Raw genomic sequence first — 25,169 nt, forward strand, 5'->3', positions numbered from 1 at the left:
GAGCGGTGCCACGCGGTGTGCCCGGGGGCATCCGCTTGTCGCCTCCCGGCAAGCCGGGGCGATCCCTGAGGACGAAGATGATCGAACAGCCCGCGTTCGGACGCAGACTGCGGATGCTGCGCGTGCAGCGTGGCCTGTCCCAGACCGAACTGGCGGGCGACGAGGTGTCGGCCAGCTATGTCTCGCGGGTGGAGAGCGGCCGGCGTTCGCCGAACGAACTCATCGCCGCCTTCTTCGCCCGCCGTCTCGACGTCCCGCTGGACGCCCTCACCAACCCCGCGTCCCAGGACGAGGGCGAGCACCGCAGCCGTCGGCTCGACATCGCCGGCAAGCTGCTCGAGGCCCGCGCCCTGCGCAAGGACGGCGAGCTCACCGTCGCCGCCGAGCTGCTGCGCGGCATCGGCGCCGCCGCCACCGGGCACGCCGAGGAGGACGTGCTCTGGGAGGCCACCTGGGAGCTCGCCGACGTCCTGCGCGAGCTGGGCGACACCACCGCCGAGCACCGCGTCCTCGCCGACCTCGCCGACACCGCCCTGTCCCAGGAGACACCCCGGCTCGCCGCGCGCGTCGCCACCGCGCTCTCGGAGAACCTGCGCCGCCAGGGCCGCCTCGGCGAGGCCGTCCGCACCGCCGAGCACGCCGTGTCGGTCACGGTCGCCCTGACGCCCACCGCCCACGAGCGGGTCGGCGCGATGCTGGCGCTGATCAACTCCTACACCGACAGCGGTGAGCTGGAGAACGCCGCCGGTCTCGCCGACACCCTCCAGGAGACGGCCGAGGACATTCCGTCGAGGCAGCTGCGCGGCCAGGTCTACTGGGCCGCGGGCAGCGCCCGCTTCCTGTGCGGCCGCCCCGAGGACGGCGTCCACCTGCACGAACGGGCCTTCGCCTGTCTGCGCCCCGAGGTGAACCTGGGGGCCTGGGCACGGCTGTGCCGGGCGTCCGCGGCGCTCCGGTTGGAGTACGACCTCTCGCAGGACGCCGCCGGGCACGCGGCACGGCTGCTCGCGCGCGCCCGGCAGGCCCTGGAGCTCGTCGGCCGCGACGACGACATGGCCGAGCTGATGCTGGCCGAGGCACACCTGGCGCTGCGCCAGGGCGAGCCGGAGCGGGTCCTGGAACTCACCACGAAGGTGTGCGACGGCGGCGCCGAGCTGCCGCTGGCCGGGCTCGGGCAGTGCCAGCTGCTCGCGGCCCGCGCGCACGCCCTGGCCGGGAACACGGCGGCGGCCCGGGACAGCTACCGGCTCGCGGCCGAGACGCTCGACCGGGCGGGCGCCTATCGCAAGTCGTCGGAGGCCTGGCGGCAGTTGAGCGAAATGCTCGCGGCCGGCCCCGGGGATGGGCCGGCCGCGGCCGCCGACTGACGGACCGGAGTGCCAGGGGGTTGTCGTCCGTATCCGGTCAGCCGGAGTTCAGCGCCCACGGGCGCGCCGCCGGACCTCGGCGGTCCCGGCGGGATCGCGGGGGCACGGCCGGGACCTCGGTGGTCCCGGCCGGGGCCCGGCGGGTCTCAGTACGAGTGCGCCTCGTGGAAAGTCGGGTTGAACGTCCAGGTGTGCAGGGCGGTCACGGGTCCGGCGGCCGCGACGGCGGCCACCGTGCCGCGGCCGCTGGGCAGGTCGCGGACCTGCACCTCGGTCATGCCGGAACCGTCGGGCAGCGGCACCGCCACGGCGCCCGCGCCGTCCTCGACGAGCACGTCCACCTCGTCCGGCGGCACCCTCAGGCCGTAGCCCGCCGCCCGCAGCACCGCCTCCTTGCGGGTCCACAGGCTCAGGAAGAACATCTGCCGGGCGTCCGGGGACAGCCTGCGCAGCAGCCGCTGCTCCCAGTCCGTCAGGGCCAGGTGCAGATTCTCGCCGTAGGCCACGTCGCCGTCCTGGATGTCGACGCCGACCTCGCTGATCAGTGAGACGGCGACGAGCTGCTGGTCGCCGACGTACGCGGAGCTGAAGCACACCTCGTGGTCGACGAGGGCGAGACGCCCGTGCTCCGTGCGGCAGAACTCCACGCTCTTGGGGCCCCGCCCGAGCACCCAGCCCAGCACCCTGCGGGTCGTGGCCCGGGCGCTGAGGAAGGCCCAGCCGTCCCCGGAGCGGCCGAACGCCTCGGCGGTCGCGCGCTCGGCGTCGGTGACCAGTTCCAGCGCCTCGGCGATGGCCTGACGCGCCGGCTCCAGGCCGACCCGGAACACATGGAGTTCGCCCGACCGCACGACCAGACCGGAAGGAACCGCGGCCCACCCACCCATCTACCTGATCTCCTTAGTTCGCTGGCCGCCGGGCACACGGAGGGAAGGACCGGGCAGGACCCGGCCCTCCCTCGCGCGGGCCGATCAGTCGTGGGAGGCGGCCGGGACGGTGCGCGGCGCGCGCCACGCCTTCGAGCCCAGCAGTTTGAGCGCGGCGGGCAGCAGCACACCGCGGATCAAGGTGGCGTCGAGAAGGATGGCGACGGCCAGCCCCACGCCCAACTGCTTCATTTCCAGGGTCGAGAGCGTCGCGAAGACCGCGAACACCGCGACCATGATCACAGCGGCTGTGGTGACCACACCGGCGGAGGTGAGAATGCCGTGCCTAATCGCCTCATGTGCAGAGCCCCCCCGGCTGACACCCTCACGAATCCGGCTCAGAACGAAGACGTGGTAGTCCATCGACAGGCCGTAAAGAACTACGAACAGGATAAGCGGCAGCCAGGAAACGACCGCTCCATTTGAGTCAAAGCCCAGGACGTTTTCGGCCCACTCGTGCTGGAAGACGAGGACGAGCACGCCGTAGGAGGCCGTCACGGAAAGGACGTTGAGGACGCCGGTGAGCAGCGCGAGCGCCACGGAGCGGAACGCGAGCAGCATGATCCCCAGGCAGAGCAGCATCACGAAGCCGATCACCATCGGCAGCCGGTCCTTGAGCGTCTTGGAGAAGTCCGTGGAGAAGGCGGTGGCGCCGCCCACGGCCCACTTGTCGACGTCCGCGCCCTTCAGCGCCGCCGGCGCCAGGTCCGAACGCAGCAGCTCCAGCGTGTCCTTGGCCTGCTTGCCGCCGGCGTCGCCCTTGACGTGCAGTTCGAGGCGGGAGACCCGGCCGTCCTTCGACACCGAGAGGTCCGGCTCGTCCGCGTCGGCGAACCGGCCCGTCGCCATGGCCTTGGCGTGCAGCCCGGTCAGGAGCTCCTTCACCTCGCCGGACCGGGCCTTGTCGGCCTGCACGGCCACGGCGTGCGACGTGCCCTCGCTGGGGAAGGCCTCGACCACGCGGTCATAGGTCTGCATGACCTCGTAGGAGCGCGGCAGGTCCTCGTCGCCGGGCATCTTCAGCTTCATGTCGAGCGCGGGCGCGGCGAGCGCGAGCATCGCGACCAGGCCGACGGCCAGGGACGCTCCGGGCGCCTTCAGGACGGGGCGCAGGACGGCCCCCCACAGCTTGCTCTCCTTGCCGACGTTGGTACGCCGCCACAGCAGCGGGATCCGCGGCCGGTCGATCTTGTCGCCGAGCCCGGCGAGCGCCGCGGGCAGCGCCGTCAGCGAGCCGAGGACCGCCACCAGGACGACCAGGACGGTGCCGAGGGCCAGCGAGGAGAACAGCATGCTGCCGGAGAGGAACATTCCGGCCATCGCGATGGCCACGGTCAGGCCGGAGACGAGCACGGCGCGCCCCGACGTCGCCACGGCGATCCGCAGCGCCGCCTCGGGCGACTTGCCGAGGGCCCGCTCCTCGCGGCGGCGCCGGATGTAGAAGAGCGAGTAGTCGACGCCGACGGCGAGCCCCATGAGCAGGATCAGGCTGGCCTGGTTCTCGTTCACGGGGACCACCAGCGAGGTGATCCCGGCCAGGCCCATGGCGAACACCACCGCGGTGATGCCGAGCAGCACCGGCAGACCCGCGGCGAGCAGCGCTCCGAAGGCGACCAGGAGGATCACCAGGGTCAGCGGCAGGCTGATGAACTCGGCCCGCTGGAAGTCGGCGCCCAGCTTGGCGCTCAACTCCTTGGTGACCGAACCCTTTCCGAGCTGCTCCACGCGCAGGTCGCCGTGGGCCTTCTGCTCCGCCTCGGTGGCCTTCAGCATGGGGCCGACGACGGCCTTGGGCTTCTTCTTGTCGTCGCCGGTGCCGAGGTCGAGGGTGACCGGGAGCAGCACGCTGCGCCCGTCCTTCGCGGTGACCGGGTCGCCGACGCTCGCCACGTCCTTCACGTCGGCGTAGCGCGTGCGCAGCGACTTCACCACGGACTCGGCGGTGGCGTCGGAGAGCTTGCCGGAGCGCGCCTGGATCAGCACGCGCTCGACGCCCTCGTCGGCGAAGTCCGCGTCGTCCAGCATGCGTTCGGCGACGGCGGCCTGACCGGTCAGGCTGTCGGCGTCCTCCTGGTCCTGCACACCGGTGACCATGCTGGCCCCGTACGCGAGGATCACCGCGAGGACCCACAGCAGCAGCGTCGTCTTGCGGTGGGCCATGCTCCAGGCGGCCGTGCGTTCCACGACTCCGCGCGGCGGGGCGATCCCCGGTGGGGCGTTGCGCTGGCGCGCGGCGTCCCTCTGCTGGGATTCCTCGGTCACTGACATCGTCAAAGCTCCTCGTCAGGGGGTACGCAGTGAAGCTACGCAGCGGCCCCCCGCACGGTCAGGCGTGCAGCCACCCATCGACCGGTAGTGCTGCCACCACCGGGGAAGGAAGCGCCTGCACGCTCGGAGAACAGGCGAGTCGCTGCCTAAGATCCCTGGTAGTCGAGTTGGAGACCGGAGGGGCGCCGTGAGGCTGAGACCACCGCGGATTCGTGCGGCCTTGTATCGCGTCGCACGGGGACCGCTCGGTCGGGACACCCGGAACGACCTGTTGCAGTTGCTGACGACACTGGCGATGACGCCGCTGTACTGCGTGCCGATCATCCTGTTCACGCTGGGCGCCGGCCTCACGCCGCTGCTGCTTCTCGGTCTGCCGCTGCTGCCCCTGGCCATGAAGCTGGCCGGGTGGATCGCCCGGGTCGACCGCGAACGCCTGTACTTCCTCCAGGAGTTGGACATCGACATGCCGCTCGCGCAGTCCGGCGGCGGCTGGAAGGGCCGTCTGGAGCGGCTCTTCGGGCGCCGGGCCTGGCGCGAGCTCGGCTTCACTGCGGTCATGACGATGTGGGGGCTCGGCGTCGGCGGCCTGGTGGTGGGGCTGCTCGCGGCGGGGCTGCTGCTCGCGCTGCTCCCCGTGCTCGGCTGGTTCCTGCCGGGCGGCGCCTCGCTGCTCGGCGTGGACCCCTCGACCGTCGCCGGGATGGTCCTCGGCCTCGCCATCGGGCTCGCCCTGCTCGCCGCCGGGCTCTGGCTCAGCGGGCCGCTCGCCAGGACGGAGTCCGCCATGGTCGCCCGGATGCTCGGCGCCAACCAGGTCGACCATCTCGTCCGCCGCATGCTGGACCTGGAGGACAGCCGCTCGCGGATGGTCGACGCGGCCGAGGTGGAGCGCCAGCGCATCGAGCGCGATCTGCACGACGGGGCGCAGCAGCGGCTGCTCTCGGTCGCCATGAGCCTCGGCCGGGCCAAGTCCCGCTTCGACCGGGACCCGAAGAAGGCACGGCAGCTGCTGATGGCCGCGCACGAGGAGGCCAAGGCCGCCATGCAGGAGCTGCGGGACGTCACCCGCGGCCTGCACCCCTCCATCCTCACCGAGCAGGGCATCGAACCGGCTCTCACCACGATCGTGGCCCGCAGCCCGGTCCCCGTCACGCTCTCCATCGGCCTCGCCGAGCGCCCCACGCCGCGGGCCGAGGCGGTCGCGTACTACGTGGTGTCCGAACTGCTCACCAACGTCGCCAAGCACGCCGCGGCGAACCGGGCGGCGGTGCGGGTCTTCCGCGAGGAGAACCTGCTGCGCCTGCTCGTCACCGACGACGGGATCGGCGGCGCCGACGCCGACCGGGGATCGGGCATCCGCGGGCTGCGGGACCGGATCCACGCGGTCGACGGCCACCTGACTCTCTCCAGCCCGGCCGGCGGCCCCACCGTCGTCGACGTCACGCTTCCCTGGAAGGCCTGAGCATCACCATGTTGCGCGTTGTCATCGCGGAAGACTCCGTCCTGTTGCGCAGCGGCCTCGCCAAGCTGCTCATGGACGAGGACATCGACGTCGTGGGGCAGGCTGGGGACGCCGACGAGCTGCTCGCCCTGGTCGCCGACGTCGCGCCGGACCTGTGCCTGGTGGACGTGCGGATGCCGCCCACCCACACCGACGAGGGGCTGCGCGCGGCCCTGACGATCCGCGCGGGCGACCCCCGCCAGCCCGTCCTCGTCCTGTCGCAGTACGTGGAGGCGAGGTACGCCTCCAAGCTGCTGGCCAACGGCAGCGTGGGGCTCGGCTATCTCCTGAAGGACCGGGTCGCCGACGTCGACGAGTTCGTGGCGACCCTGCACCGCGTCGCCGAGGGCGGCACGGCCCTGGACGCCGAGGTGGTCAGCCAGGTCCTCGCGGGCACGCAGAAGCAGGACGGTCTCGCGCCGCTCACGGCGCGCGAGCGGGAGGTCCTCGCGCTGATGGCCGAGGGGCTGAACAACGGCGGCCTGGCGGAGCGCCTGTTCATCACCGAACGCGCCGTGGAGAAGCACATCCGCTCCATCTTCACCAAGCTCGACCTGCTCCCCGACGACCAGGGGCACCGCCGCGTCCTCGCCGTCCTGCAGTACCTCGACTCCCTCGCCGACACTCGCAGATCACCGGAGTGAGCGTGTCACCGAGCCGAGCCGACCACAGAAGACCGGAGTTGGACATGTACGAGACCCTCACCTCGACCGGCTCCGCGCCGAGCCCCGCGGGCCGCCCCCGGCGCTCCGTCGTGCGGCGCGTCATCCGCATCGTCGCGATCCTCACCGGCATCACGCTCGTCGGCGGTGCCGCCTGGTACCTGCTGCTGTTCCTGGTCACCCGCACCGACACCGGCACCGCCGCGATCGACAGGTCGACCAGGAACGTGGTGGTCGACATCGACAGCGGTGACGTCGAGATCGACGTGGCCGGGCAGGGCGAGAAGCCGGAGCTGCACAAGAAGCTGACGAAGTCGCTGCGCTCGCCCGACGAGAAGATCGAGCAGGACGGCGACACGCTGCGCGTCAGCACCGACTGCGGGGAGGGCATGGGCAAGTGCGGCTCCGACTACCGCCTGACGGTGCCGGCCGGCACCCGCGTCAAGGTCCAGACGCGCCTCGGTGACGTGTCCGTGAAGGGCGTACGGGGCTCGGTGGAGGCCCGCACGAAGATCGGCGGTGTCCGCCTGGAGCACATCACCGGTGCCCGGCTCGTCGGCTTCAGCAAGACCGGCGCGGTCACCTTCAAGCACGTCGACTTCGACTCCGCCGAGGCCACGTCGAAGCTGGGCGACATCCGCTTCGAGGACATCGAGCCGTTCGAGAAGCTGAAGGCCGTCAGCAAGATGGGCGACGTGGAGCTGCACCTGCCCAAGGACTCGGGGCCGTACGACGTGAACGCCTTCACCAAGATCGGCGACCGGAAGGTGGACATCGACCGGGACTCCTCGTCCGGCACGCCGGTGGAGGCCCGCACGAAGATCGGCGACGTGACCGTGCGCGGCGACTGACGCGCCGGGAAGACCTCGCCGCCGCCGGGACCCCCGCCCGGCGGCGGCGCCCGGGCCCGCGGCACCCCCCGCGCCGCAGGCCACACGAAGGACGCCTCCGACACCGTGGTCGGAGGCGTCCTTCGCCCGTTTCCCGCGGTACGCGCGCGGGGCGTCGGGCCGGGGCAGCCGCGTCAGGACAGCCGGAACCCGAGGTCCGCCTCGATGTCCTGGACGTCCATCTGCGCGCGCTGGAGCGTGCCCGCGTAGTCCCAGTTCACCGACTGCCACGACGTGAACTGGTCGATGACCCAGATGCCCGACTGGCGGCTGCCGTTGCCGGACAGGCCGTTGCCGCCGAAGGGCAGGTGCGCCTCGGCGCCGACGGTGGAGTTGTTCACGCTGACCATGCCCGCCGTGCAGCGCTCCCGGAAGGAGAACGCCGTCCGCGCGGAGCCGGTGTAGATCGCGGCCGACAGGCCGTACCCGTGGCCGTTGGCGAGGTCGACGGCCTCGTCGAAGGTGTCGTACGCCATCACGGACACGAGCGGGCCGAACGTCTCGGTGCGGTACAGCTCGTCGTCGGGGCGCACCCCGGCCACGATCGCCGGGTGCGCGAAGACGCCCGCGTCGGGGTCGCCGACGAAGCCCTTGCGCGGGCTCCCGGAGGTGATGCGGCCGGTGGCGGTGGAGCCCGACAGGGTGTGGTGGGGGCGGACGAGGTCCAGGGAGCCGAGGAAGTTCTCCAGGTACCGCTCGCCGATGAGCGGGCCGTAGAACACCTCGTCGCGCCGCGGGTCGCCGACGGTCAGGTCCGCCACGGCCGCGCTGAAGCGGCGCAGGAACTCGTCGTGCACGTCGCGGTGGACGATCGCCGTGCCGAGCGACGTGCAGCGCTGCCCGGCGGTCGCGAAACCGCTGAACACGGCGCCCTGGACGGCGAGTTCGAGGTCGGCGTCGTCGGTGACGACGAGCGGGTTCTTGCCGCCGAGCTCCAGGCAGGGCGACTGCAGATGGCGCCCGGCCAGCTCGCTCACCCTGCGGCCCGCGGCCGTCGACCCGGTGAAGCCGATCTTCTGGACGAGCCCTTCCTCCAGGGCTCGCTCCAGGCCCGCGTACGTGGCGTCGCCGTCGGCGTGCACGAGACGCAGCACGTCCTCGGGGACGCCGCCCGCGGTGAACAGCGCCGCGAGGGCCTCCGCGACGGCGACCGCGGACTCCGAGGGCTTCCACACGACGGTGTTGCCGCACAGGAGCGCGGGGACGAGGTACCAGGCGGGCACGGCGGCCGGGAAGTTCGCCGCCGTGACGATCACGGCGGTGCCGAGCGGCTTGCGGTAGGTGAACAGCTGCTTGTCGGGCATCTCGCTGGGCACGGTCTGGCCGTACAGGCGCCGCCCCTCGCCCAGGAAGAAGTCGCAGGTGTCGATCACCTCCTGCACCTCGCCCAGGGCCTCGCCGTAGGGCTTGCCGACCTCGCGGGTGATCAGCGCGGCCAGCGCCTCCTTGTTCTCGGCCACGAGCCGCCCCACGTTCTGCGCGATCCGGCCCCGCAGCGGCGCGGGCAGCGCCGCCCACGCGGTGCGCGCGCCGTGGGCGGCCCGGGCGGCGGCGACGATGCCGTCCGCGTCGCCCAGCGTCCGCTCCGCGACGACGTCCCCCAGGTCGGCGGGGTTGCGCGACACGGTCTGCCGCGCGGTCGTGGAACTCTTCGACTCAGCCATCTCGGCCAGCCCTCTCTTCACGTGTGAATGCCGCCACGCACAGGCACGCGCGTGGCGGCACACGGCCGGAAAGCCGTGTCAACGGACCCTTCGTCATCTTGATTTCGATGTCACAACTTTTGCCGAAGATCGTGACAACAAGGGAGATCGCCTCAGGCGGTGGCCGCCCGCTGCTGCTCCCGCTCGGCCAGCAGATAGGTGGCGAGGCGCGCGACCGTCGGGTGGTCCCACACGGCCGTCGGCTCGACCTGGATGCCCAGCCAGTCCTCCACGTCGGCGGCGAAGGCGACCACCGCGACGGAGTCGAGGCCGTACTCCCCCAGCTCCTGCTGCGGGTCGACCGGCGCGTCGAGGTCGGGGACGTACTCGCCGACCCGGTCGACGAGCCAGCGCTCCAGCTCGTCGAGGGTGAGCGTGTCGGAAGCGGTGTTCTCCATCTGATTGCTCCTCAAGTCACGTGGTGCACATGTCGCTTGCCGCAGGCGTTGACTGCCGCACCTGCGGAAATGGTCGTGAACGGACGGGCGTCGGGTCGGCTGGGTGGCGAACGGTCCTGTCAGCGGTACTGCCGTGCGGAGAGGCCGAAGCTCACCGTGCGGTCGTCGCGGCTGAGGAGTTCGTCGACGAGGGCGCCCTCGACGTCGGCCGGTACGTCCTCGGGTTGTCCGGCGGCGACGCCCTCCAGGCGGGTCAGGGCGGCGACGAGCCAGTCCGGGCGGGCCAGGAAGTCGTCGCCGGGCGCGTGCCGCCACACCCCGACGCACGCGGCGGCGGCGAGGGCCGTGGTGTACCGGGCGGCGAGGTCGCGGACCTCGACGGTGGCGGCGATGGACAGGTCACGCGGCTTCAGGCCGGCGCAGGCCTCGGTGAGTTCGCGCATCCCCTGGATCTGACGCTCGATCAGGGGCCGCAGCGGCGCGGGGACGTCGTCGTCGAGGGCGGCGTTGAGCGCCATCACGAGGCCGTCCTTGCCGCCCGCGGTGACGCGCAGGCCCGGCAGGTCGAGCGGCGGCAGCTCGGCGTCGGGGACGAAGAGGGCGGCCGGGGCGGGGGCCGCGTCCCGCCACGAACGGCGGGCAAGCACCGGAAGTTGCGGCAGCACGGCGGACAGGCAGGCAGCGCGGGCGATGTGCCCGAAGCCGACCGGCTTGATGTCCCGCGCCATCTTCTGGAACACCCCGTGCTGCCCGTCGCGGCGGTAGAACTCGGAGCCCATCACCAGCGACAGCTGCTCGAACGCGTCGAGCGTCACCCCGGCGATCAGGTACTTCACCGCGGGCGCGTACGCGCTGCCGGACTCCGGCAGGGCGTGCAGCGACCGGGCGGCGACGGTCCCGAACGCCTCGCACAGGAGCAGGTCGGCGAAGGTGTTGGCCAGGGTGGTGCGGACCATCGGGATGGACGCGGCGTCGCGGCCGTAGAGACGGCGCTCGCGTACGTGGTGCAGGGTGACGCGAAGGCCGGTGTCGAGCATCGCCGTGCTCATCGCGGGCATGGCGATCCGGGTCAGCTGGAAGGCGCGGTTGGCCGTCTCCAGGCCGGTGCCCAGGGCGCCGAGCAGCGCGTCCTCGTCGACGGTGAAGGAGTCCACCTCGATGCCGCCGAGGCGCACGCCGCGCATCCCGACGGACCGGAACCGCGGCAGGAACCGCACCCGGTCCCGGTCGAGCCCGGCCGTCGGCACGAGCAGCTGCGAGCAGGAGCGGGGGCCGCCGGAGGGGTCGGTGCGGGCCAGGAACACCATGGCGTCGGCCCGGTCCAGGTTGGTGATGGACTCCTTGCGGCCGTTCAGGACGAGGCGGCCGTCAGCGGGCGTGGCCGCGAACTCGACGGAGCCGATGTCGTTGCCGTGCGCGAGCTCGTGGAACGCGCAGGAGACCTTGTTGCCCGCGAGCAGCAGCTCGGCCGTGTCGCGCCGCTGCTCGGGCGATCCGGCGGTCCAGACGTTGACCGCGCCGAGCAGGGAGCTGGAGCAGTGGCCGAGGCCGAGGCTCGGGTCGCGCCGGTAGACGGACCGCATCAGCTCGACGAGGTGGTCGACGCGTTCGAGGCGGCCGCCGAGCGCGCCGGGCACGAATTCGGAGAGGATCCCGAACTCGTCGAGGGCGCTCGCACCGCCGACCGGGACCTCCTCGCGTTCGTCGGCGGTCAGGACGGCGGCGAAACCGGCGCCGTTCGCGGCGTCGAACGGGTCGCCGAGGCGTTCCTCGAGCGCTTCCATGCGTGCGTGGACGTCACTCATGCGGACACCTCCAGCGGCGTGCCGAACAGGGAGATACGGGCGCCGTCGTCGCTGAGCAGCAGGCGGCCGAGTGCATCGAAGACGGTGTTCGCCTCCGGGGTCCGGTGGCCGAGGCCTTCGAGGACCAGGGCGAGCGCGCCGCGCAGCCACAGTCCGTCGCGCCACGCGGGGCGGTCGTGGGCCTGCGGGTTGGCGACCCAGACGGCGAGGGCGGCGGCTCCGGCGAAGCACCATTCGTAGTGCTCCGCGAGCCGCATCGTCGCCGTCGCGGGCAGTCCGGCGGCGGGCCGGACCGCGGCGATGCGGGTGCCGAGCTCGCCGTGGGCGTCGAGCAGCCGGGCGGCGAGGCGGTCGGCGCCGCCGGGCGGCTCGGCCGTGACGGCGGCGACGTGTTCGCCGAGGGCGCCGAGGACCGAGTCGCGGCGCGGCATCACGCCGAGGCGGGTCAGGTCGAGGGCGGCGGGCTCGTGGTCCGCGTGCAGCCACTCCCGGACGGGGCGGCCGGTGTCCGGGCGCGGGCGGCGGCCGGGACGCAGGGCGGGCAGGCTGGTCGCGAGGGAGCTGCGGTTGACCCAGGTGCTGCCGTCGAAGATGCCGACGACCTGGTGGTCCCGCTCGATCTTGGCGAAGCCGCCGTAGCCGTCGACGCCGGTCAGGAAGGAGCGGGCGCCGAGCAGTTCGCCGACGAGGCGGAGCTGGCCCTGCACGAGGGTCGGGACGAGCGCCTTGGCGATCGCGGACACGGCGCTCAGCTCTTCGGGCACCTCGTGGGCGGCGCGGGCCGCGGTGAACGAGACGGCCTCGGCGAGCAGTTGCCGGGCCACGGCCCGGCCCGCGACGGCGCGGGCGTGCGGCAGGTCGGCCAGGCGCCTGCCGTGCAGCCTGCGCTCGGCCAGGAAGTTCCGGCCGATCTCCAGGGCGTGGTCGCCCGCGCCGAGGGACAGCGCCACGCAGGCCACGCGGGTCAACTGGAGCGACTTCAGGACGAGTTCGAGGCCGCCGCCGACGGTGCCGATGAGGGCGTGGGCGGGCACGCGGGCGTCCCGGAACTCCACGCCGCTGATGTCGGCGCTGCGGATGCCGTGCGTGGGCACCTTCGGCAGGTGGCGCACGGTGCCGCGGGGCGTGGCGTCCTTGTCGACCAGGAAGACGCTGAAGCCGCGCGGTCCGCCGTCGGGCTCGGTGCGGGCGAGGACGCAGACGAAGCGGCCGCGGGTGGCGTTGTTCACGGGCCACTTGCGGCCGGTCAGGCGCCAGCCGGAGCCGTCCCTGACCGCGGTGACCTCGCCGGAGAGCAGGTCGCTGCCCCGGTCCGGCTCGGTCAGCCCCCAGGCGACGGGCTCGCCCGCGAGGACGTGCCGGGCGAGCGTGGCCGCCGCCGCGCTGTCGCCCGCGGCCCACACCGACGCGGTGCCGAGGAAGGTCTTGCCGTGCGCGACGGCGACGGTCAGGTCGCGGGCCGCGACGGTGCGCAGCAGGGCGTGCACCTCGTCGAGGCGCTCCAGGCGGCCGCCGTGCCGGCCGGGCACGTAGTGGTCGGGCAGTCCCCACTGGTCGAGGGCCGCGCAGGCCTGGGCCGGGAACGTCTCGGCCTCGTCGTGCGCGGCGAGCAGCGCGGGGTCGAAGGGGCCGCCGGGCCGTGACCAGAGGTCGACCTCGGCGGCGAGACCGGATGTACTCAACTCAGCTCTCCTGTCGCGGATACGGCCGGCTCGGCCCGCTGCTTGTAACCGTCGGACCACAGCGGTTGCAGCGCGCCCTCGAGGTAGAGCGCGCGCATCGCGGACCGCTGGACCTTCCCGCTCGTGGTGCGCCGCACCCCGCCGCGCCGCATGAGGAGCACCGCGTGGGCGCGCAGACCGAACTCGCGGGACACGGTGTTGCGCATCCGCCCGGCGAGCGCGGCCAGTTCGTCGTCCGGGGCGCGGCGGCGGACCTCGTGGATGACCACGAGCTGCCCGTCGTCGCTGTCGTCCGCGGGCACGGACACCACGGATCCGACGGTGTCGCGCAACGGCTCGTGGTGCAGGCGCAGTTCGTGCTCGATGTCGTGCGGGTAGACGTTGCGGCCCCGGATGATCATCATTTCCTTGATGCGTCCGGTGATGTACAGCTCCCCGGCGACGAGCACGCCGAGGTCCCCGGTGCGCAGGAACCCGCCCTCGTCGCCGAGCCGTTGCCCGAAGGTCGCGCCGGTCACCTCGTCGTTGCGCCAGTAGCCGCGCACGACCGAGTCGCCGCGCAGCCACAGCTCGCCGATCTGCCCCGGCGGCAGCTCCTCCAGGGTGGCCGGGTCGACGATCCTCGCCTCGATGTCGAGCAGCGCGCCGCAGCTCACCAGGGTGCGGGCCGGGCCGTCGGCGGCCGGTTCGAGGCGGCCGCGCTCCAGGGCGCCGGGGTCGCAGCGCAGGACGACCGGGGTGCGCAGCGGGGAGCTGGAGACGAGCAGGGTCGCCTCCGCCATGCCGAAGCACGGCGCGAAGTGCTCGGGCCGGAACCCGGCGGGCGCGAACCGCGCGGCGAAGTCGTCGAGGACGCTGGCCTTGACCGGCTCCGAGCCGCTGACGGCGTACTTCCAGCGGGACAGGTCGAGGCCCGCCACGTCCTTCTCGGCGACGCGGGTGACGCAGAGTTCGTACGCGAAGTTCGGCGCGGCCGAGACGGCGATGTCGAAGTTCTCGATCAGCTCCAGCCAGGCCCTCGGGCGCCGCAGGAAGGCGGCGGGCCGCATCAGGACGGTGCCGTGCCCGGCGAGCAGCGGGGACAGGATCAGTCCCATCAGGCCCATGTCGTGGTAGTTCGGCAGCCAGCCGCCGAACGTCTCGCCCTCGGCGAGCGGGAACGCCGCGTCCGTGGTCGCCGCGTTCGCGAGCAGGTTGCCGTGCGTGACGACGCTGCCCTTGGGGTCGTTCGTCGAGCCGGAGGTGTACTGGAGGACGGCGACGGCCTCGCGGTCGGCGGCGTGGACGGTGAAGTCGTCGGCGCGGCGGGCGAGGTCGATGCTCGGGGAGAGGACCGGCGCGGTGATGCCCTGCTCCTCGCTCCACGCCAGGACGTCGTCGCGCTCGTCGGGGGCGGTCAACACGCAGCCGATGTCGGCGTCGTGGGCGATGCCGCGCACCCGGCGCTGGTCCTGCTGGTAGCGCCCGGGCATCGAGGACGGCACCGCGACCAGGCCCGCGTAGAGGCAGCCGAGGACGGCCGCGACGAACTCGGCCGAGGTCGGCTGGAGCAGCAGGACGCGGGCGCCCACCGGGCACACCTCGCGCAGGTCGCGCGCGAACACGCGGGCCGCCCGGTCGAGTTCGGCGAACGTGAGCCGCTGGGCGGATGCGGGGTCCGTGGGGTCGCTGACGATCACGACGGCCTGCCGGTCGCCGATCTCGTGTGCGTGCCGTGCGAAGACCTCGGACACGCTGGTCGCACCGAGAAGGTCCACCATGCTTCGTGTACTCCTGAGTCAAGGGGTCGAGGAGCCGCTGGTCACCGTCAGGACGGCGGTGGGCACGGGCAGTCGGGGGCGCGGCCCTCGCGGGCGGCCCCCGTCCCTCCCGTCACGCACAGCACACCGATCCGCTCTATGCGGTTTCTATAAGCGGTGCGGCACGGCTTCTGAACGCGGCGCGGCACGGCTCCCGTGGCGGCCTCGGCAGCGCCTGCCTCAGGCGGTGCCGCGCGGCCTGATCACCCCTGGACGGCGCCCCGTACACTCGATCTTCCGTTCGACGCGGAGGAGGCAGGAGTCGACCGCCGGACGGCTGGGAGCAGGACGAGCAGGGGGGCTCGCAAGCGATGGAATTCCGCATTCTCGGACCGGTCGAGGCGAGCGCGGACGGCGCCGTGGTCACGCTGTCCGGCGCGAAGATCCACACCGTGCTCGCCACCCTGCTCCTCGCCCGCGGCCGCCCCGTGACGTACGAGCAGTTCAGCTCCCGGCTGTGGGGGTGGGAGCCGCCGTCCTCGATGCACGCGCAGATCCATTCGTACATCCACAAGCTGCGCAAGAGCCTCGGCGAGACGGCACTCCTCACCCGGCAGCACCGTGGCTATCAACTCGACGCCGCGGACTCGGTGTTCGACCTGGTCCAGTTCGAGGAGCTCGCGGAGGCAGGGCGTCGCGCGGGGGGCCGCGGCGACCCGCGCACGGCGACGGCGAAGCTGACGGCCGCGCTCCGGCTGTGGCGCGGCACCCCGCTCGCGAACGTGACCGACCACCTCGCCGAGCTGGAGCGCCCGCCCCTGGAGGAGGCGTACCTGACCACGATCGAGCAGCGGGTCACAGCCGATCTCGCGCTCGGCGCGGACGCCAGCCTCGTGCCCGAACTGACGGGCCTGGTCCGCGAACACCCCCTGCGGGAACGTTTCCGTGCCCAGCTCGTCACCGCGCTCGGCCGCAGCAACCGCCAGGCCAAGGCGCTCCTCACGTACCACGAGGGGCGGCGGCTGCTCGCGGAGCAACTGGGGGTGGACCCGGGCCCCGAGCTGTCCGAGGCGTACCAGTCGGTGCTGGACGAGGGGGCGGCCACGACGACCGGTTCCGCGGGGACCACCGGTGCGTCGCGCACCACGCCGTCCGTGTCCCCCGCTCCCCCAGGGTCGGCCGCCACGTGGCCGAGACCCCCGGCGGTCCTCCTGCCGCCGAACATCGACCCGTTCCTCGGCCGCGCGGCCGAACTCCGCGCCGTCGAGCAGAAGATCGCCGCGGCGGCCGGAGCCGAGGAGGCCGCCGCGGGCACGGACACACCGCCCGCATCCACCCCGCAACCCACCCCCGGCTCCGCCCCCGCCCGCGTCCTCATCACCGGCCCGGTCGGTTCGGGCCGGACGGCACTCGCGGTCCGGGCCGCCCACGCCCGCGCGGAACTGTTCCCGGACGGCGTCCTGTTCGCGCGAGCCACGGCGCCGGACGGCGCCCCGCACAGCGCGGAGCACGTCCTCACCGTCCTGCTCACCGGCCTGGACGAGCGCCCGCCGCCCGACGCCGACGCGGCCGAACTCCTGCGCCGGTACCGCGTCGCGTCGTACGGCCTGCGCCTGCTCGTCGTCCTGGACGACGTGGTCGCGGAGCAGGACGTCGAGCAGTTCGTCCCGAACAGCCCTCGCGCGGCCGCCGTCCTGACCGGCGACCGCAGGCTGCCGACGGTGACGCACGAGGACACGGTGTGCCTCGGCCCGCTCGCGACCGCCGACGCCGTGGAACTCCTCGCCGCGATCGGCGGCCGGGAGGCGGTGCTCGGGGATCCCGCGGCGGCGCGCGAGGTCGTCGCGTACGGCGACGGCCTCCCGCTGGCCGTACGCCTGGTCGGCGCGCGCCTCGCGGCCCGCCCGCTGTGGACCGTCGCCGACCTCGCGGCCCGCCTCGCCGACCCGGCGCGCCGCCTGCGCGAGCTGGGCTACGGCGGGCAGAGCCTGCACGGCACGCTGATGGCGGTGGTGCGCGGGCTGCCGGAGGACGTACGGGCGCTGCTTCCTCGCCTGGGCGCGCTGTTCGAGCCGGAGTCCGGACCGGGGCGCGGGCCGGGCGGAGGGCCGGACGGTGGGCCGGAGTTCGGCGCGGGGGACCTGGTCGGGGACCCTGATCTGGAGCCGGTCGTCGAGGCGGGGTTGGAGCGGTTGGCCGACGTCTGGCTCGTCGTGCCGTCGGCGACCGACGAGCGGGGCCGGGCACGGTTCCGCTGCACCGCGCTCACGCGGCTCGTCGCCGAGGAGCTGGCGGCCGGGTCGAGGGCGGGCGAGGACGAGGCACGGTGAGACGGGACGGCTGCTGCCCGACGACATGGGGTGAATCCTTTTGCGGTCCTCGTGCCTCTCTTGCATGTGCGGACAGCAGCGTCGGCACAGAAACCGGAGGTTTGTCGTGATCATTGGTGCCGTCATCGTCGGGGCCGCGCTCATCTGTGCCTGCACGTTCGTGGTGCGGCGTCGGCAGGGGCGTTCGCGTGGCTGACTCCCCGTGGCCCGGCGAACAGTTGATCGCGGCGGCGCAGGACGGCGACGTCGAGGCCACAGCCGCGCTGGTGGAGGGCTCGCATCCGCACGTACAGCGGTTCGCGTACGCGTTGTGCGCCACTCCGCAGGACGCCGAGGATGCCGCGCAGGAAGCCCTGATCGTCCTGTACCGCAAGATCGGAATGCTGCGGGCCTCGGGCGCGCTGGCGTCGTGGATGTTCCGCATCGTCCGCAATGAATGCCTGCGGCGGGCACGGCTGACGCTGCGCAGCCACGGGCCGGTCCCGGACACCGCCGTGCCGTCGTTCGAGGACGACGTGCTGCGGCGCCTGGAGGCGAGCCGGGTGGCGGCGGCGATCGCCGCCCTGCCCGCCGACCAACGGCGGGTGCTGATCCTGCGGGACGTCCAGGGCCACAGCGGACGGATGGTCGCGGGCGCGCTCGGCCTCAGCACCGCCGCGATGAAGTCCAGGCTGCATCGCGCCCGCGCTACGGTCCGCCAGGCGTTGCGGGGAGATCCCGAACCCCTCCCGGGAGGCGGCCATGGCTGACGGAAAGAGCTTCGCCAGTTCGTCGCTGCCCCGGCACTTGGCACGCGGCGCGCTGGGGTTCGGCGCCCTGGCCGCTTCGGTCCTGCTCGTCCCCGTGGTGGGGATGGCCGCCCTGTTGCCGGCGCCCCTGGGGCTGCTCGCGCTGCGCGGGTGCCCCATGTGCTGGACGATCGGGCTGCTGCAGACCATTTCCCACGGCCGCCTGCGGCGTTCGTGCGCCGACGGTCGCTGCGAGCTGTCCGTCGTCCGACACGAACACGACGTACTGAGTGGGTAGGCGAGGAACTGACAACGGACAAGGCCGCATCGGAATCATCCGATGCGGCCTTGTCCATTACGACTCATTCGAGTCGGGACGACAGGATTTGAACCTGCGACCCCTTGACCCCCAGTCAAGTGCGCTACCAAGCTGCGCCACGTCCCGTTGCGTTCCTCGCGGTGCCCCGCGTGATCACGCAGGTAGAACTCTACCGCACGCCACGGGGTGGTCCGGTGCGCATGGGTCCCGGTGGGCGGGAGGGGTGTGCCCCGGCCTGCCGTCGCGGACGGGGCGCGGGAGAATCGGCGTATGACTGGCGCACTTGGACCGGACGGCGCGGGCTCAGGCCGTGACCGTGACGCGGAGGGGCGGGCCCGGAACGCCCGGCCGCGCGACGGGCTCGGGCGGCCGCTGCCGTACGGGTCCGACGGGGTGGAGCGGCAACCGGAGGGTGTGGTGCGCACCCCGCGCGAGACCGTCGCCGAGGCGCAGGCGCTGCTCGACGCCGGGCGGCCCTTCCACGCGCACGAGGTGTTCGAGGACGCCTGGAAGTCGGGCCCCGACGAGGAACGCGGCCTGTGGAAGGGGCTCGCGCAGCTCGCCGTCGGGCTCACGCACTCCGCGCGCGGCAACACCACGGGCGGGGCCCGGCTGCTGCGGCGGGGCGCGGGCGCCGTCGCGGCCTGGACCGAGGAGGCGCCGGGACGGCAGCGGCCCTACGGGATCGGCGTACCGGAACTGGTGGTGTGGGCGCGGGAGTTGGCCGTGCGCGTGGAGCGGGACGGGCAGCTCGCGGACGCCGCGGCCTGCTCGCCCACCTTGAGCCCTGGTGGTGCGGGCGCCGAGCGCACGGTGGACGACGGCGGCGAGCGCACAGCGGGCGACGGCGGTGCGGGCGACGGTGGTGCGGGCGGCGTCGCGGGCTGAGCACACGACAGCCGTCCCCGCCCGGCGGCGCGCGCGCCGCCGGACAGCCGGTCCGCACCCGACAGCGGGCCCCATCCGACAGCACACCCGCACCCGGCGGCGGCCCCCGCACCCCCGTGCGGCACACTCGCCCCGTGCGAAAGATTCATGTCATCGGCATCGGCGCGGGCGACCCCGATCAGCTGACCCTGCAGGCGGTCAAGGCGTTCGGGGACACCGACGTGTTCTTCATCCTCGGCAAGGGCGAGGAGAAGGCGGACCTCGTGGCGCTGCGCCGGGGCATGCTCGCCGCGCACCGTCCTGACGGGGCCTACCGCGTCGTCGAGGCCCGCGACCCCGAGCGCGACCGGAAGGCGGGCGGCGCGGACTACTCGCCCGCCGTCGACGACTGGCGCAGCCGCCGCGCCGACATCTACGAACGGCTCATCGCCGACGAGCTGGGCGCGGACCAGACGGGGGCGTTCCTCGTGTGGGGCGACCCCGCGCTGTACGACAGCACGATCGGGATCCTGGAGGAGGTGCTCGGGCGGGGGGCCGTGGCCTTCGGCTACGACGTCGTCCCCGGCATCAGCAGCGTCTCCGCTCTCGCCGCCCGCCACCGCACCGGCCTGAACCGCGTCGCGCGCCCCGTCCAGATCACCACGGGCCGCCGCCTCGCCGACGAGGGCTTCCCGGCGGGGGTCGACGACGTGGTGGTGATGCTGGACGCCCGGCAGGCCTTCCAGCGGTACGCCGACCACCCCGACCACACCGACGTCGAGATCTACTGGGGCGCCTACATCGGCACCCCCGACGAGATCCTGGTGTCCGGGCCGCTCCCGGAGGCCGCCCCGCGCATCGAGCGGCTGCGCGCCGAGGCCCGCGCCCGCAAGGGCTGGATCATGGACACCTACCTGCTGCGCAGGCGCACCGACGGCTGACAGCCCCCGGGTCCCACCCCTGGCCGGGGGCCCGTCACCGGACCGGACGGCCCCGCATGCACACCCTCGGCACGGGTGTGAGGGTGAGGCTGTGACCGTTACCGATCAGCCCGTGGCCGCGGCGGAGCAGGGGCCGCCGGTCCTGGACAAGCGCCGGCGCAATGTCGTGTTCGTGACGATCATGCTGGGGGTGCTGCTCGCCGCGCTCGACCAGACGATCGTGGGGACCGCGCTGCCGACGATCGTGTCGGACCTCGGCGGTGCCGAGCACATGTCGTGGGTCGTGACCTCGTACCTCCTGGCGGAGACGGTCGCGACGGTGCTCGTCGGCAAGTTCGGCGACCTGTTCGGACGCAAGATCGTGTTCCAGGTGTCGGCGATCGTCTTCATCACCGGCTCGTTCCTGTGCGGCCTCGCCACGAACATGACGCTGCTCATCTCCTGGCGTGCGCTGCAGGGCATCGGCGCGGGCGGTCTGATGGTCACGGCGATGGCGCTGATCGCCGACGTCATCCCGCTGCGGGAGCGCGGCAAGTACCAGGGGGCGATCGGCGCGGTCTTCGGTGTGTCCACGGTCATCGGGCCGCTGCTCGGCGGTCTGTTCACGGACCATCTGACCTGGCGCTGGGCGTTCTACGTCAACGTTCCCATCGCGATCCTCGTGGTCGCGGCGGCGGCCCGCACGATCCCGGTGGTGAAGTCGGCGTCGCGGCCCGTCATCGACTATCTCGGCATCGCCCTGGTGGCGGTCGGCGCGAGCGCCCTGATCCTGGCGACGAGCTGGGGCGGCAACGAGTACGCGTGGGGCTCGGGCGTCATCATCGGGCTCTTCGCGGGCGGGCTGCTCGCGCTCGCGGGCTTCTGCCGGGTGGAGACGCGCGCGGCGGAACCCATGCTCCCGATGCGGCTGTTCGCGAACCCCGTGTTCACGGTCTGCTCCGTGCTGAGCTTCATCGTCGGCTTCGCGATGCTCGGCGCGATGACGTTCCTGCCGACGTATCTGCAGTACGTCGACGGGGACTCGGCCACGATCTCCGGCGTGCGGACGCTGCCGATGGTCGTCGGCCTGCTCATCGCGTCGATCTTCAGCGGCAACGTGGTCAGCAAGACGGGCACGTACCGCATCTTCCCGATCGTGGGCTCCCTGGTGATGGCGCTCGGCCTGTTCCTGCTGTCGCTGATGGGCAGCGAGACCAGTACGTGGCTGGAGTCGCTGTACATGTTCGTGCTCGGCGCCGGGATCGGCCTGTGCATGCAGGTGCTCACCATCGCCGTGCAGAACACCGTCGCCTACGCGGACCTCGGCACCGCGACGTCCGGCGTCACCTTCTTCCGCACGCTGGGCAGCTCCTTCGGCACGGCCGTGTTCGGCACGATCTACGCCAACACGCTCGCCCCGAACCTGCGGGACGGGGTCGCCGAGGCCTCCCGCACGGGCGCCGCGCCGCCCGACGCCGTCGCGAAGGCCGCGCAAAGCCCGCAGGGGCTGCACGACCTGCCGGGCGCGGCGGCGGCGCCGCTGGTCAAGGCGTACGCGGACACGCTCCAGACCGTGTTCCTGTGGACGGTGCCCGTCGCGCTCGCCGGGTTCGTGGTGGCGCTGTTCCTCAAGCAGGTCGAGCTGCGCGACAGCGCGCGGATGAGCTCGTCCGACATGGGCGAGGGGTTCGCGTCGCCGCAGCCGGGCGACTCGGGCCGGGTCCTCGAACTCGCCGTCGGCAACATCCTGCGCGCCAAGGGACCGCAGACCGCGCGCGCCATCATCCAGAAGTCCGACACCCGCCTGGACATGGCAGGGGCCTGGGCGGTGATGCAGGTCGCCCTGTTCACCCGGATGGTCGGCCACGCCAATCTGAACCTCGTCGCGGCCCGCCGCCAACTCCCGCCCGAGGTCCTTGTGCCCGTGTTCGACCGCATGGTCGAGGAGGGCTATCTGACCCGCACCGGGACGATGTTCCAGCACACGGCGGCGGGCGCGCGGGAGGCCGACGTGATCGGCACCGCGTGGGGGGCGTGGCTGCGCGAGCAGTTGGAGAAGGACGGCGGCCGCACCCTGGAGGGCACGGCCGGGGGCGACGGGAAGCTGATGGCGGCGGTCGACGCGATCGCGAAGCGCCTCCTCGCGGAGGACCTGGCGCACGGGCTCGCCCTCGACCGGGGGCAGCCGGGCCGCCCGGCGGCGAAGACGTCGGCGTAGGGGGCGGCGCCCGCGCGGGCCGGGTCCGTCACACCCCGAGCCGCGCGAGGGCACTCTCCACGTCGGCCACCACCGGCATCCCCGGCGGCGGCTCCGGGCGGCGCACGACCACCACGGGCAGGGACAGGGCGCGGGCGGCCGTGAGCTTGGCGGCCGTCGCCGCGCCGCCGCTGTCCTTGGTGACGAGCACGTCGACGCGGTGGTCGCGCAGGAGCGCCGTCTCGCCGTCGACGGTGTACGGGCCGCGGTCGAGGAGGATCCGCACGTCGCGGGGCAGCGGCGGCTCGGGGGGCTCCACGGAGCGGACGAGGAAGTGCAGCGCGTCGTACGGGGCGAAGGCGGCGAGGCCGAGGCGGCCGGTGGTGAGGAAGACGCGGCGGCCGAGGGCCGGGAGCGCGGCGGCGGCGTCCGGCAGGGAGGCGACGTCGTGCCAGTCGTCGCCGGGGCCGGGGCGCCAGCCGGGGCGGCGCAGCGCGAGCGCCGGAACGCCGGTGGTCCGCGCGGCCTGCGCGGCGTGCGCGCTGATCGCGGTGGCGAAGGGGTGGGTGGCGTCGACGAGCGCGGTGACGCCGTGGTCCCGCAGCCAGCGCGCGAGGCCGTCGGGCCCGCCGAAGCCGCCGACGCGGACGTCCCCTTCGAGCGCCGCGGGCCGGGTGACGCGGCCCGCGAGCGAGCTGGTCACCCGGGTGTCCGGCCGGGCGGCGAGGGCGGCGGCGAGGCGGCGGGCCTCGGTGGTGCCGCCGAGGACGAGCACGTGGGGCATGGGGTCGAGGGTACCGAGGGTCGCGGCGGTGTCAGCGCAGCAGGAGCTGGAGGCCGCCGATGACGGTCGCGCCGATGACGAGCTGTTCGAAGAGCCGCTGGTTGATGCGGTTCACGCACGCCTTGCCGATGAGGGCGCCCGGGATCACGAACAGGACGAGCGTCGCGTCGAGCAGCAGCGAGGGTCCGTCGATGAGGCCGAGGCCGACGCTGAAGGGCACCTTGGAGGTGTTCACGATGAGGAAGAACCACGCCGAAGTGCCGAGGAAGCTCAGCTTCTTGAAGCCCGCCGAGAGCAGATACATCGACATGACGGGGCCGCCCGCGTTGGCGACCATGGTGGTGAAGCCGCCGAGCACGCCGTAGGAGGGCGCCGCGACCCCGGCCGTCGCCCGCGCCGCCGCGCCGTCACCGTCGGCCGGGGGTCCGGCCGCGGCCGACCGGCGCCGCCACATGGTCACGGCGGCCATGAGCAGCAGGATGGCCCCGATCGACGTACGCATCATGGCGTCGTCGGCGAACATCAGGAACACCGTGCCGAGGACGACGCCCGCGGCGACCGCGGGGAACAGCCGCCACAGCGTGGGCCAGTGGGCGTGTCTGCGGTAGGTGAGGACGGCGAGGACGTCCCCGGCGATGAGGATCGGCAGGAGCACGCCCGTCGACGCGCGGGCCGGGAGGACCGCGGCGAACACGGCGAGGCTGATGGTGTTGGCGCCGCTGACGGCGGTCTTGGAGAAGCCGACGACCCCGGCGGCGAGGGCCAGGGCGCCGAACTCCCAGGCGGTCAGGGCGGAGAGGGCCGAGGGGGCGGCGGAGGCGTCCATGCTGGGAACCGATGGTATGCCCAAGCACTTTGCGCCGGGGTGGGCCGGGGTCAGTCCCGTTCGACGAGCAGGGCGGTGCCCTGGCCCACGCCCACGCACATCGTGGCGAGGCCGCGGGTGCTGCCGGTGCGGCGCATGCGGTGCAGGAGCGTGGTGAGGATGCGGGCGCCGGAGCAGCCGAGGGGGTGGCCGAGCGCGATGGCGCCGCCGTCGGGGTTGACCAGGTCCGGGTCGATGCCGATGCCGTCCACGCAGGCGAGGGCCTGGGCGGCGAACGCCTCGTTGAACTCGGCCTCCTGGAGGTCGGCGACGCTCCAGCCCGCCCGGGCCAGGGCCTTCCGCGTGGCGGGCACGGGGCCGATGCCCATCACGTCGGGGTGCACACCGGCGGAGGCACCCGTCACGTACCGGCCGAGAGACTCCAGGCCCAGATCGCGCAGGGCCTCCTCGCTGACCAGGAGCAGGCCCGCAGCGCCGTCGTTCATCGGTGAGGCGTTGCCCGCCGTGACGGTGCCGCCTGCCCGGAACACCGGACGCAGTCCGCTGAGCTTCTCGTACGAGGTGTCCTCGCGGATGCTCTCGTCCGCGTCGAGCACCGTGCCGTCGGGGGTGGTGACGGGCAGGAGTTCGGCGTCGAAGTGGCCGTGCTTGCGGGCGATGGCGGCGCGTTGGTGGCTGCGCAGGGCGAAGGTGTCCTGGCGCTCGCGGGAGACGCCGTGCCGGGCCGCGACCTCCTCGGCGGTCTCGCCCATGGAGAGGAGCCCGTGCAGCTCCTTCATCCTCGGGTTGACCAGGCGCCAGCCGAGGCGGGTGTCGGCGGTCTCCATGCGGTGCGGCAGGGTCTCGTCGGGGCGAGGCAGGACGAAGGGGGCGCGGCTCATGGACTCGGAGCCGCCCGCGAGCACGATGTCGGCGTCGCCCGCCGCGATGGTGCGCGCGGCCAGGGTGACCGCCTCAAGACCTGAGGCGCACAGGCGGTTCACCGTGGCGCCGGGGACGGAGTCCGGGAGGCCCGCGAGCAGGACGGCCATGCGGGCGACGTTGCGGTTGTCCTCGCCCGCCTGGTTGGCCGCGCCCCAGTAGACCTCGTCGACGCGGGCCGGGTCGAGCCCCGGCAGGCCGTCGAGGAGGCCGCGCAGGACGGTGGCCGCGAGGTCGTCCGGGCGGACGGCGGAGAGGGCACCGCGGAGCCGCCCGATCGGCGTGCGGCGGGCGGCGGCGAAGTGGACGGTGCGCACGGGGCGGCTCCGAGACATG

General features: G+C 73.3%; 20 protein-coding genes and 1 tRNA gene. 10 read left to right on the top strand and 11 right to left on the bottom strand.

Going from position 1 to position 25,169, the window contains the following annotated elements:
• The first annotated feature begins 77 nt into the window (after nucleotides 1–77).
• Nucleotides 78–1,367: a helix-turn-helix domain-containing protein gene (locus tag AB6L24_RS05165; protein ID WP_405652583.1), complete on the top strand. Its 1,290-nt coding sequence runs from the start codon at nucleotides 78–80 to the stop codon at nucleotides 1,365–1,367.
• Nucleotides 1,368–1,513: 146 nt separating this feature from the next.
• Here the strand turns inward: AB6L24_RS05165 and AB6L24_RS05170 are convergent, their stop codons facing one another.
• A complete protein-coding gene (locus tag AB6L24_RS05170; protein WP_405652585.1) occupies nucleotides 1,514–2,254 on the bottom strand; it encodes a 4'-phosphopantetheinyl transferase family protein in 741 nt (246 codons plus the stop codon).
• An 84-nt stretch (nucleotides 2,255–2,338) separates the two neighbouring features.
• Nucleotides 2,339–4,561 carry an MMPL family transporter gene (locus AB6L24_RS05175; protein WP_405652587.1) on the bottom strand — a complete coding sequence of 741 codons (2,223 nt, stop codon included), beginning with the start codon at nucleotides 4,559–4,561 and terminating at the stop codon, nucleotides 2,339–2,341.
• Between the two features lie 277 nt (nucleotides 4,562–4,838).
• Between AB6L24_RS05175 and AB6L24_RS05180 the strand changes: the two genes are divergently transcribed.
• From AB6L24_RS05180 to AB6L24_RS05190, 3 genes are read left to right on the top strand one after another with little or no spacing between them, the layout of a single operon-like run.
• A complete protein-coding gene (locus AB6L24_RS05180; RefSeq protein ID WP_405652589.1) occupies nucleotides 4,839–6,023 on the top strand; it encodes a sensor histidine kinase in 1,185 nt (394 codons plus the stop codon).
• A gap of 11 nt (nucleotides 6,024–6,034) precedes the next feature.
• Nucleotides 6,035–6,706: a response regulator gene (locus AB6L24_RS05185; protein WP_405657045.1), complete on the top strand. Its 672-nt coding sequence runs from the start codon at nucleotides 6,035–6,037 to the stop codon at nucleotides 6,704–6,706.
• 44 nt (nucleotides 6,707–6,750) lie between these two features.
• On the top strand, nucleotides 6,751–7,575 hold the full coding sequence (locus AB6L24_RS05190; protein ID WP_405652591.1) for a DUF4097 family beta strand repeat-containing protein: 825 nt from the start codon (nucleotides 6,751–6,753) through the stop codon (nucleotides 7,573–7,575).
• A 173-nt stretch (nucleotides 7,576–7,748) separates the two neighbouring features.
• Here the strand turns inward: AB6L24_RS05190 and AB6L24_RS05195 are convergent, their stop codons facing one another.
• From AB6L24_RS05195 to AB6L24_RS05215, 5 genes are all read right to left on the bottom strand, one after another.
• On the bottom strand, nucleotides 7,749–9,278 hold the full coding sequence (locus tag AB6L24_RS05195) for an aldehyde dehydrogenase family protein (RefSeq protein ID WP_405652593.1): 1,530 nt from the start codon (nucleotides 9,276–9,278) through the stop codon (nucleotides 7,749–7,751).
• A 152-nt stretch (nucleotides 9,279–9,430) separates the two neighbouring features.
• Complete coding sequence (locus tag AB6L24_RS05200) at nucleotides 9,431–9,715, bottom strand: acyl carrier protein (RefSeq protein ID WP_405652595.1); 285 nt, start codon at nucleotides 9,713–9,715, stop codon at nucleotides 9,431–9,433.
• Nucleotides 9,716–9,834: 119 nt separating this feature from the next.
• Nucleotides 9,835–11,520: an acyl-CoA dehydrogenase gene (locus AB6L24_RS05205; RefSeq protein ID WP_405652597.1), complete on the bottom strand. Its 1,686-nt coding sequence runs from the start codon at nucleotides 11,518–11,520 to the stop codon at nucleotides 9,835–9,837.
• The gene (locus AB6L24_RS05210; protein WP_405652599.1) at nucleotides 11,517–13,202 is read right to left on the bottom strand and encodes an acyl-CoA dehydrogenase family protein; all 1,686 of its coding nucleotides are present in this window, start codon (nucleotides 13,200–13,202) and stop codon (nucleotides 11,517–11,519) included. Before AB6L24_RS05210 ends, AB6L24_RS05205 begins: the two co-directional genes overlap by 4 nt.
• Entirely contained in the window at nucleotides 13,199–14,962 is a 1,764-nt protein-coding gene (locus tag AB6L24_RS05215; RefSeq protein WP_405652601.1) for a fatty acyl-AMP ligase, read from the bottom strand. The genes AB6L24_RS05210 and AB6L24_RS05215 overlap by 4 nt, the downstream gene beginning before the upstream one ends.
• Before the next feature lie 350 nt (nucleotides 14,963–15,312).
• On the opposite strand from AB6L24_RS05215, the gene AB6L24_RS05220 reads away from it, so the two are divergent.
• From AB6L24_RS05220 to AB6L24_RS05230, 3 genes are all read left to right on the top strand, one after another.
• Entirely contained in the window at nucleotides 15,313–17,271 is a 1,959-nt protein-coding gene (locus tag AB6L24_RS05220) for a BTAD domain-containing putative transcriptional regulator (RefSeq protein WP_405652603.1), read from the top strand.
• A 188-nt stretch (nucleotides 17,272–17,459) separates the two neighbouring features.
• Nucleotides 17,460–18,020, top strand: a complete 561-nt coding sequence (locus tag AB6L24_RS05225) for an RNA polymerase sigma factor (RefSeq protein ID WP_405652605.1) — start codon at nucleotides 17,460–17,462, stop codon at nucleotides 18,018–18,020.
• Nucleotides 18,013–18,297: a hypothetical protein gene (locus tag AB6L24_RS05230; RefSeq protein WP_405652607.1), complete on the top strand. Its 285-nt coding sequence runs from the start codon at nucleotides 18,013–18,015 to the stop codon at nucleotides 18,295–18,297. The genes AB6L24_RS05225 and AB6L24_RS05230 overlap by 8 nt, the downstream gene beginning before the upstream one ends.
• 73 nt (nucleotides 18,298–18,370) lie before the next feature.
• Here AB6L24_RS05230 and AB6L24_RS05235 read toward each other — a convergent pair.
• A tRNA-Pro gene (locus AB6L24_RS05235) sits at nucleotides 18,371–18,444 on the bottom strand.
• A gap of 144 nt (nucleotides 18,445–18,588) precedes the next feature.
• Here AB6L24_RS05235 and AB6L24_RS05240 point away from each other — a divergent pair.
• From AB6L24_RS05240 to AB6L24_RS05250, 3 genes are all read left to right on the top strand, one after another.
• Nucleotides 18,589–19,206, top strand: a complete 618-nt coding sequence (locus AB6L24_RS05240; protein WP_405652609.1) for a DUF309 domain-containing protein — start codon at nucleotides 18,589–18,591, stop codon at nucleotides 19,204–19,206.
• Nucleotides 19,207–19,340: 134 nt separating this feature from the next.
• Complete coding sequence (gene cobF / locus AB6L24_RS05245) at nucleotides 19,341–20,126, top strand: precorrin-6A synthase (deacetylating) (RefSeq protein ID WP_405652611.1); 786 nt, start codon at nucleotides 19,341–19,343, stop codon at nucleotides 20,124–20,126.
• A gap of 91 nt (nucleotides 20,127–20,217) precedes the next feature.
• On the top strand, nucleotides 20,218–22,323 hold the full coding sequence (locus tag AB6L24_RS05250) for an MDR family MFS transporter (protein WP_405652613.1): 2,106 nt from the start codon (nucleotides 20,218–20,220) through the stop codon (nucleotides 22,321–22,323).
• Between the two features lie 28 nt (nucleotides 22,324–22,351).
• Here AB6L24_RS05250 and AB6L24_RS05255 read toward each other — a convergent pair whose 3' ends face one another.
• From AB6L24_RS05255 to AB6L24_RS05265, 3 genes are read right to left on the bottom strand one after another with little or no spacing between them, the layout of a single operon-like run.
• Nucleotides 22,352–23,086: a cobalt-precorrin-6A reductase gene (locus tag AB6L24_RS05255; RefSeq protein ID WP_405652617.1), complete on the bottom strand. Its 735-nt coding sequence runs from the start codon at nucleotides 23,084–23,086 to the stop codon at nucleotides 22,352–22,354.
• A 31-nt stretch (nucleotides 23,087–23,117) separates the two neighbouring features.
• Nucleotides 23,118–23,912 (bottom strand): sulfite exporter TauE/SafE family protein, encoded by a 795-nt coding sequence (locus AB6L24_RS05260; protein ID WP_405652619.1) that lies wholly within the window; start codon nucleotides 23,910–23,912, stop codon nucleotides 23,118–23,120.
• 50 nt (nucleotides 23,913–23,962) lie between these two features.
• On the bottom strand, nucleotides 23,963–25,150 hold the full coding sequence (locus AB6L24_RS05265; RefSeq protein WP_380855525.1) for a thiolase family protein: 1,188 nt from the start codon (nucleotides 25,148–25,150) through the stop codon (nucleotides 23,963–23,965).
• Nucleotides 25,151–25,169 lie beyond the last annotated feature (19 nt).

The organism is Streptomyces sp. RK9, from assembly GCF_045070545.1.
In the GTDB taxonomy this organism is placed as follows: domain Bacteria; phylum Actinomycetota; class Actinomycetes; order Streptomycetales; family Streptomycetaceae; genus Streptomyces; species Streptomyces alboflavus.

What these genes read in the sequence shown, in the direction of transcription:
- AB6L24_RS05165 (WP_405652583.1), top strand. Translation starts at nt 78, where the DNA reads ATGATCGAACAGCCCGCGTTCGGACGCAGACTGCGGATGCTGCGCGTG.
- AB6L24_RS05170 (WP_405652585.1), bottom strand. Translation starts at nt 2,254, where the DNA reads ATGGGTGGGTGGGCCGCGGTTCCTTCCGGTCTGGTCGTGCGGTCGGGC.
- AB6L24_RS05175 (WP_405652587.1), bottom strand. Translation starts at nt 4,561, where the DNA reads ATGTCAGTGACCGAGGAATCCCAGCAGAGGGACGCCGCGCGCCAGCGC.
- AB6L24_RS05190 (WP_405652591.1), top strand. Translation starts at nt 6,751, where the DNA reads ATGTACGAGACCCTCACCTCGACCGGCTCCGCGCCGAGCCCCGCGGGC.
- AB6L24_RS05195 (WP_405652593.1), bottom strand. Translation starts at nt 9,278, where the DNA reads ATGGCTGAGTCGAAGAGTTCCACGACCGCGCGGCAGACCGTGTCGCGC.
- AB6L24_RS05200 (WP_405652595.1), bottom strand. Translation starts at nt 9,715, where the DNA reads ATGGAGAACACCGCTTCCGACACGCTCACCCTCGACGAGCTGGAGCGC.
- AB6L24_RS05205 (WP_405652597.1), bottom strand. Translation starts at nt 11,520, where the DNA reads ATGAGTGACGTCCACGCACGCATGGAAGCGCTCGAGGAACGCCTCGGC.
- AB6L24_RS05215 (WP_405652601.1), bottom strand. Translation starts at nt 14,962, where the DNA reads ATGGTGGACCTTCTCGGTGCGACCAGCGTGTCCGAGGTCTTCGCACGG.
- AB6L24_RS05220 (WP_405652603.1), top strand. Translation starts at nt 15,313, where the DNA reads ATGGAATTCCGCATTCTCGGACCGGTCGAGGCGAGCGCGGACGGCGCC.
- AB6L24_RS05230 (WP_405652607.1), top strand. Translation starts at nt 18,013, where the DNA reads ATGGCTGACGGAAAGAGCTTCGCCAGTTCGTCGCTGCCCCGGCACTTG.
- AB6L24_RS05240 (WP_405652609.1), top strand. Translation starts at nt 18,589, where the DNA reads ATGACTGGCGCACTTGGACCGGACGGCGCGGGCTCAGGCCGTGACCGT.
- AB6L24_RS05255 (WP_405652617.1), bottom strand. Translation starts at nt 23,086, where the DNA reads ATGCCCCACGTGCTCGTCCTCGGCGGCACCACCGAGGCCCGCCGCCTC.
- AB6L24_RS05260 (WP_405652619.1), bottom strand. Translation starts at nt 23,912, where the DNA reads ATGGACGCCTCCGCCGCCCCCTCGGCCCTCTCCGCCCTGACCGCCTGG.